6 protein-coding genes and 1 pseudogene are annotated in these 6,948 nt (G+C 47.0%); 4 read left to right on the forward strand and 3 right to left on the reverse strand.

Annotated features, from left to right (window positions below; genetic code table 11):
• Positions 1-345, forward strand: a pseudogene (locus NWF31_RS14340) (methyl-accepting chemotaxis protein); the annotation flags it as partial.
• Between the two features lie 98 nt (positions 346-443).
• On the opposite strand, the gene NWF31_RS14345 reads toward NWF31_RS14340, so the two are convergent.
• The 3 genes from NWF31_RS14345 to NWF31_RS14355 form a co-directional block, all read right to left on the reverse strand.
• Positions 444-1,205, reverse strand: a complete 762-nt coding sequence (locus tag NWF31_RS14345) for an energy-coupling factor ABC transporter ATP-binding protein (RefSeq protein WP_258361190.1) — start codon at positions 1,203-1,205, stop codon at positions 444-446.
• Entirely contained in the window at positions 1,206-2,006 is an 801-nt protein-coding gene (gene cbiQ / locus NWF31_RS14350; protein ID WP_258361191.1) for a cobalt ECF transporter T component CbiQ, read from the reverse strand.
• A 74-nt stretch (positions 2,007-2,080) separates the two neighbouring features.
• Positions 2,081-3,130: an energy-coupling factor ABC transporter permease gene (locus NWF31_RS14355; protein WP_258361192.1), complete on the reverse strand. Its 1,050-nt coding sequence runs from the start codon at positions 3,128-3,130 to the stop codon at positions 2,081-2,083.
• A 621-nt stretch (positions 3,131-3,751) separates the two neighbouring features.
• On the opposite strand from NWF31_RS14355, the gene NWF31_RS14360 reads away from it, so the two are divergent.
• The 3 genes from NWF31_RS14360 (at position 3,752) to NWF31_RS14370 (ending at position 6,846) form a co-directional block, all read left to right on the forward strand.
• Positions 3,752-4,834 (forward strand): TRAP transporter substrate-binding protein, encoded by a 1,083-nt coding sequence (locus NWF31_RS14360; protein ID WP_258361193.1) that lies wholly within the window; start codon positions 3,752-3,754, stop codon positions 4,832-4,834.
• A 127-nt stretch (positions 4,835-4,961) separates the two neighbouring features.
• A complete protein-coding gene (locus NWF31_RS14365) occupies positions 4,962-5,498 on the forward strand; it encodes a TRAP transporter small permease subunit (protein ID WP_258361194.1) in 537 nt (178 codons plus the stop codon).
• A gap of 46 nt (positions 5,499-5,544) precedes the next feature.
• Positions 5,545-6,846 (forward strand): TRAP transporter large permease, encoded by a 1,302-nt coding sequence (locus NWF31_RS14370; RefSeq protein WP_258361195.1) that lies wholly within the window; start codon positions 5,545-5,547, stop codon positions 6,844-6,846.
• The last annotated feature ends 102 nt before the right edge of the window (positions 6,847-6,948 follow it).

Consider the following 6,948-nt stretch of genomic DNA (forward strand, 5'->3'; position numbering starts at 1 on the left):
GTATTTACCTCAGAAGAAGTAGCCAGGCAGGCATCCGGCCAGCTGGAGAGTGTGGAGGATACCATCAAGGCCTTTAACGATATCCTGGGGTCGGTAACAGCGATCGCGCCCATGATAGAAGCGACTTATCGCGAAGTAGATAATACGATGAAGGCGAAGGATGTAGTACTGGACCGGGCGCAGAGCATAAGCGCGGTGGCCGAGGAGACGTCGGCTTCTGCCGAGGAGATTGCCGCTTCGGCCGAAGAGCTGTCGGCCTCAACCCAGGAGATAGCGGCCAACGCCCAGCAGGTGTTTGAGGTGGCAAGGCGGCTGCAAGAGCAGACGGGGCGCTTTAAGGTATAAAGAGGTCTTAAAAAATGAGGTGCGAGCTTCCGCAGGCTTGAATAAAAGAGGCGGCCAGGGGTCCAAAAGAAGGTAGCCACCTGGAGAGGGCTATCAATTTAAATGGTCTTTTTCGCATTACAGACGGGACAGCCCAGTAAGCCTAAGGGCAACTCCAGCCCGCATTCTTCCATCAGTTCTGCATCACAAAGGATTTTTTCTGTTGGACCGTCAGTTATTACCCTGCCGTCCTTTAAAACAATTGTTCTCTCGCAAAGTTCAAATACCATGTCCAGATCATGGGTCGCAATTATCTTCGTGTGGGTAAAGCCTTGAAGAAGTGTTATTAAACGGCGTCTTGATTTCGGATCAAGGGATGACGTTGGTTCATCCATGACAAGGATATCAGGATTCATGGCTAGAACCGTCGCAATAGCTGCTGCGCGCTTTTCACCACCTGAAAGCTTGTACGGCGGCCTGTCTTTCAAATGTAAAATTCCAACAGTATCGAGGGAGCTAATTACCCTCTTTTCAACTTCTTCCTCGGGTAATTTATAATTACGCGGCCCAAAGGCTACATCATCATACACGGTGGTCATAAATAACTGGTCGTCCGGGTCCTGAAAAACCATCCCTACCCTTTGCCGGATCAGCGGCAAGGTTTTCCTGGTTAAGGGCACTTCGCCTATCCTGATTTCTCCTTCATCTGGAAACAACACCCCGGCAAGGTGCATCAACAAGGTCGACTTGCCTGCGCCGTTGGCACCGACGATGCCAACGGATTCCCCGTGGGTAATCCGGAAAGTAACTCCGTTCAACGCCTGGCGGCCATCGGGATACTTATACTTTAAATTGTCTGCTTGGATAATATGGTGGCTCATTTATCTCCTTACTCCCATCATTAGCCAACCTATCATCGCCGGAATATTGAAGTAGCGGATTATTAAAAAAGATATACTCCATCCGGCAAAGTACAGGATGTCCCCAGTATTAATTCCTTTTTCTCTACCGGTATGATATTCTCCTGCAAATCCCCGGCAGCACATTGAACGGTAAACACGTTGGGCCCTTTCTATCGACCTGATGAGCAAGTGTCCCGTTAACGGGCCCCAATCTCTAAATTTGATCCCTTTTTCACCCGCAGAGCGCAATGAATAGGCACGTACTATACGGCCTGCTTCTTCAAGCAGTACTGCGATATACCTGTACGTTAACAGGAGCTGGATAATAAATACTCCGGGAATCCTCATGATTCTTAATGCCAGGGCAATTTTTGTCATGCCGGTGGTGGCTATAAGAATGAGTGCTGCCAGTATTGTTAAAAAGCCTTTAATTAAAATTGATAAAAAAGAAACCCAGCCGCCGGGAATAGTTATCCATGGCAACACCAGCACTGGGCTTTTGTCGTACAGGAGGTTAAATAATCCTATACCGGTTATCAAAGGTAAAGCGGGAAGTACCCTTTTAAAAATCGGGATTGCAGGAATATCTGCCAGGGACATGACAATAACGGGATAGAATACCAGGGGTAACATGTTGCTTAACTGGTATTTATTAAAGGAGACGGTTACTAAAAGATATGCGCCCGTTGTTAACACTTTCATAAGGGGGTGCACGTTATGGATAATAGACTTTTTCTCTGCCAGTTCATCAAGTAACCTTATGTTATATAATGATTCCACCGGATTGGACATTAATATCATCCCATTATATAAGTTTTGGCGGGGTTTAAAGCCCCCGCCTTGCTGCTTTTACTCTAAACAGCCCTTGCTTTTTCCCTCTTTTTAATTGATCTTATAATAAGACCTGTTATTGCAGCTAAAAGTAAAGTCATTGCACCGCCGGCCAGTCCCGATACGCTGGTGCCGGCATTCACCGCCGGCCATCCTTCGGTCTCGGGAGCATCACCATCTACTTCCTGTTCACTGCTTTTAAAACTGTAGTCGGGCAAAATCGCGATTTTCTCCTGAATAGAAGCCAGGGTTTGATGAATACCGCCCGGCATCTCGAGTTCCTCTTTACCTGACGTGTTAAACATCGACCATTCCAGGCCGTCGGGATTTGCCGAGGCAAACCATGAGAAAACACCACCGGTTATAATTGCAATAACGGCAAAACCGGCAAGAACTTTTTTAATGTCACTACTGCCTATCGTTTGACCCGACGCTGCCTTCTCGATTATTTCTGGACGGGCCTTCCAAATGAAGACGACGACGGCGGCAGTGATGAGCCCTTCTACCACCCCGATGGCAAGATGAATAGGCTGCATCAGCATAACAAACGTCCTGAAGGGCAACTCTGTTATACCCGAAAATAGTGTTTGGAGAACTACACTGAATGCTCCTAGCTGCAGGCCAATTATAGCGGCCAGTAGCGACCCGGCAAATATGCGACCTGTTGAGTAGCCTTTGTGTACAAGCAGTTTATAAATCAAGGGATAGGCAATAAAACATGTATAAAATCCGAGATTAAAAATGTTGCATCCCAAGGCAAGCAGCCCGCCGTCGGCAAAAAATAGCGCCTGGATGACTAAAACAGAGGCCAAGGTTAGAAAACCGGCGTAAGGTCCCAGCAATATAGCAAGCAATGTACCTCCTCCTAAATGGCCGCTGGATCCTGTACCCGGTATCGTAAAGTTAATCATTTGGGCAGCGAAGACAAATGCGCCCAGTACCCCCATCAAAGGTATTTTTTGCTCATCTAATTCATTTTGTACCTTTTTTATTGAATATGCTGCAACACCTGCCGTAACTGCCCACATGGTTCCGCCCACAGCTGGTGAAAGCAGGGCATCTGCCATATGCATACGTTTCCCCTCCCATCTTGTGCTTAAAATAAAATAAACCATGGAAGATGCCGTGAGAACCTCCATGGTCTTTTAGCAACCTCCATGGTTGCTTGTTGCCTTAATTGTATATCATTCGTAAAAGAAATGCAAGGGTGCAGAAGAGCTTATGCGAAGGTAGTGATTTTATTATGTGGGAAGATCCCATGGTTTCTGTGGTGCGACTATATGTGAACAGCTGCTAAAAGGAGATGGAAATCTCGAGAATCGTATGCAGGAACTCTTTGGTATTAGTTCTGTGGGGTTTAATTAGGCTTACTAAGTCGAGCACAAAATTATAGTTATGCGATTATGACATAACTATGTAGTGATAATAGAATTAAACATTTCAAAGGGGGTATTGCTATAATATGGATGTAACATAATAGAAAGAAAAAACAAGCAATAAAACCTCAAGGCGGTTATGTAAGGATTAAAAAACACTGATGAGGTTGGTCTAATAAAATAAAAAACAATTATAAAACAATTAATAATAAAAAATTAACATGTGTTAACTAAGAAGAGGGGGTGATGACGAGAAAAAAATAGCTAACTATATTTATTTTTAGTAGGTGAAGAATTATTACAATTGGAGGGGATTACATGAAATTGCGTTTACTTGTGCGGGTATGCCCGGTATTGTTAATTTTGACGTTGATTTTTGCGGGAGGCTGTGCGTCCAAGCAAACCCAGGCACCTGGCCAGGGTGGGCAGGAGACGCAAAAGTCCCAGGATGTAATCAAGCTTAAGTACGCCTGCACCTACCAGGAAACTGAAGAAGGAGCCATGATCGGGTACAAATTCTGCGATTATGTCGAAGAAAAATCTGGAGGAAGAGTGAAGTTCGAACGGTATCCCGGCGGGGTGCTAGGAGGGCCTCCTGAGGTTTTACGATTAGTTAGCTCTGGGTCCGTAGATGTGGTTAGTTTTCCCCATGTAGCATTTAAAGATGAAATTCCACTGTCTGCAATTCCCGAGTGGAGCCCCGGCAGCCCAGAAAAGGCCGTGGAATATTTTAATAAAATATTCCTCGAGATTCCCGAAACTTCTGCCCTGCTGGAGCAGGAGGCCAAAGAACATAACATAAAATACTTGAACTTCGTGTCCGGCGGTAGCAATGCGTTTGTTTCCAAGAAAGAAGTCAATTCCCTGGCAGATTTTAAAGGCAAGAAACTCGGCGCCGGTGCTGCCCAGGAAGCCTTTGCCAAGCTGGGAGTCACGGTAGTCAACGTGACGCCCCCCGATATTTATGAGGATTTCTCTCGAGGTATCATTGACATCACCCATATGGGATTCGGGCCTACGGTCCAGCTTAAATGGTACGAAGTGGCCAAGTGCTGGGTCTTTGACGGGACATATACGGCCGGCAACCCGATTACCGTTAACCTGGATACCTGGAATAAACTACCTTCTGATATCCAGCAGATTTTCATTGAGGGAGCTAAAGCCGCTTCCGATTACAGCATTGAGTTAACGAAGAGCACCAAAGAACAGAACATCCAAACCCTGAAGAACGCCGGCGCTGTTGTGAAAGAACTCTCGCCGGAAGATGCTAAGCAGTGGTTCCAAAATATTTTCGAGTACGGCAAGAACGACATGCTGGAGCGCGCCACCAAGGCGGGGAAAGCAGATCAGGCAAAGACTGTCTTAAAGTATGTTGACGATTTATTAGGAATTTCCCAGTAAACAGTCTTCGCATACCAGGGCTATAGGGACTCACCACGCAGGAGGTCAAACGTGGTGAGTCCCCCTTTGTGGTAAAATTAGGATGTATTTGCTTGCCGTCCTTAGGTTTCGGAAAGGGGAAACAGAAATGAGCGAAAAACAAAGCGGCAGCCGGACTACATTTGCGGTGGTGGAGGCATCGATGAACAAAATCGCCTGGGGCTTCTCCATAGCTTCTACAGTAGCTTTGGCTGCCATTATGTTTATAGCAGTCATAGACATTGTAGGCACTAAGTTTTTGCGGCACGCCTTCCCGGGAGCCCCGGAGTTTATCCAGTCGTTGAATGCCCCCCTGGTGTTTCTGGCCGTGGCCTTTGTACAGCTTGACCGCGGGCACACCAGGATTGAGCTGCTTCAGCAGCGTATGCCCAGGGCAGTGAAGTGCGGGATAAGGCTCACCGGCAATATCCTGGGCATTATCATTTGTTTCGTGTTCGGCTGGCGCGGCTTTGTGTACATGCAGGAATGCATGCTGGCCCACAAAACCGCTGGTGGAGCGGTGAAATTCCAAATCTGGCCTTTCGTAGCCACCCTGATGATTGGTTATTTCTTTTTGGCCCTGGCATTTGTTATATCCCTCATAAAGGAAGTGGGCAGTATGGCCTGCCAAAATGAAAACCGGTAGGCCGCATCGTTAGTCACGGAACCGGCAGGAGAAAGGAGCGCTTAAAGTGTCCCACGAAGCAATTATCGGACTTGTATGTTTTATAATCATGATCAGCATGGTACTGGTGGGCATCCCTATTTTTATTTCCATGGGCGTGATGGCCTTTATCGGCTTCTGGCTCATCGGTGGACCGGAGGTCGCCTTGAATTACTTTACCACCGGACCATACAATATCGTAGCCCAGTTCAGCTTTGCGGTTCTACCCATGTTCCTGCTTATGGGGGTGCTGGCTGGTGAAAGTGGTGTAGGAGAGGGTGCCTATGATACTGCCCGGAAATGGTTAGGAAGGCTCCGGGGCGGGCTACTTATGGCTACTATAGGCGGCAATGCCCTTTTCGGCGCCTGTTGTGGTGTCTCCATTGCGGGTAATGTAATATTCGGCAAGCTGGCGCTGCCGGAGTTGCAAAAGTATGGATACGACCGCCGGCTCTCTTTAGGATGCATCACTGCGGCTGGCGCCTTATCCTCGTTGATACCCCCCAGTATGGGTATTTTAATTTTTTCTATTCTAACCAATGTCTCTGTAGGAAGGGCGCTGGTTAGTGGAATTGTCCCCGGGCTTATTACTGCCCTTGTATATTGTGTCTTGATATTTGTTATAGGTGTCTTGAGGCCCGCGCGCATACCGGCTGCCGAGTTAAAGATTACCTGGGCAGAAAGGTTAGGTTCCTTAAAACTTATCCTGCCCATTTTAGGGCTTTTCTTTCTAGTGATAGGCGGGATGTTCTTTGGCGTTTTTCCTGCTACTGTCGCTGGGGCGATAGGTTCTTTTGGTGTTCTCATTTATGCCATTGCCCGGCGGATGGAGCCTCGCAGAATAGGCAAGTGTTTTTGGGATTCGGCGGTCATGAACGCCCAGTTTTTCCCTATAATTGTATCGGGTTTTCTATTCAGCCGCTTTGTCGCCCTGAGCGGGCTAGCACAAAACTTTGCCGACCTTATCACGCGAGTTAATTTGCCCCCATTTGCGGTATTCTGGTTAGTAGTGGTTTTCTATATCTTTTGCGGTTGCGTTATGGATCTCCCCTCGATTCTCATTATTACAATTCCCATAGTGTTTCCCCTTTTAACCAGTTTGGGTTTTGATCCTTATGTAATCGTCATAACCTTGGTATTTATGGGCGAGATAGCCGGTCTTACGCCGCCGATCGGGATGAACGTATTTGCGGTTTCGGCGCTACTCAGGATTCCTCCTGACGAAATTTTCCGGGGAGTTTTGCCTTTCTTTATTGCTGATGTCATATTGGTGGCGCTGTTCTCAGCGGTTCCAGTACTGGTCACATTCCTACCTAACCTGCTCTATTAGCAAAATAGGAATATAAGGAATATGCGGCAGCAGCTTTCTCGTTGCTGTCTAAAACAACGGTTAATCATGAGGGGCAATTTAAAAGGAAAGGAAGAAAGCAAT

Origin of the sequence: Neomoorella sulfitireducens, from assembly GCF_024733845.1 — a bacterium.
Classification (GTDB): domain Bacteria; phylum Bacillota; class DSM-521; order Neomoorellales; family Neomoorellaceae; genus Neomoorella; species Neomoorella sulfitireducens.

Bases quoted from the DNA above. Each gene is read 5' to 3' on its own strand.
- NWF31_RS14360 (WP_258361193.1), top strand. From the start codon at position 3,752: ATGAAATTGCGTTTACTTGTGCGGGTATGCCCGGTATTGTTAATTTTG.
- NWF31_RS14355 (WP_258361192.1), bottom strand. From the start codon at position 3,130: ATGCATATGGCAGATGCCCTGCTTTCACCAGCTGTGGGCGGAACCATG.
- NWF31_RS14365 (WP_258361194.1), top strand. From the start codon at position 4,962: ATGAGCGAAAAACAAAGCGGCAGCCGGACTACATTTGCGGTGGTGGAG.
- NWF31_RS14345 (WP_258361190.1), bottom strand. From the start codon at position 1,205: ATGAGCCACCATATTATCCAAGCAGACAATTTAAAGTATAAGTATCCC.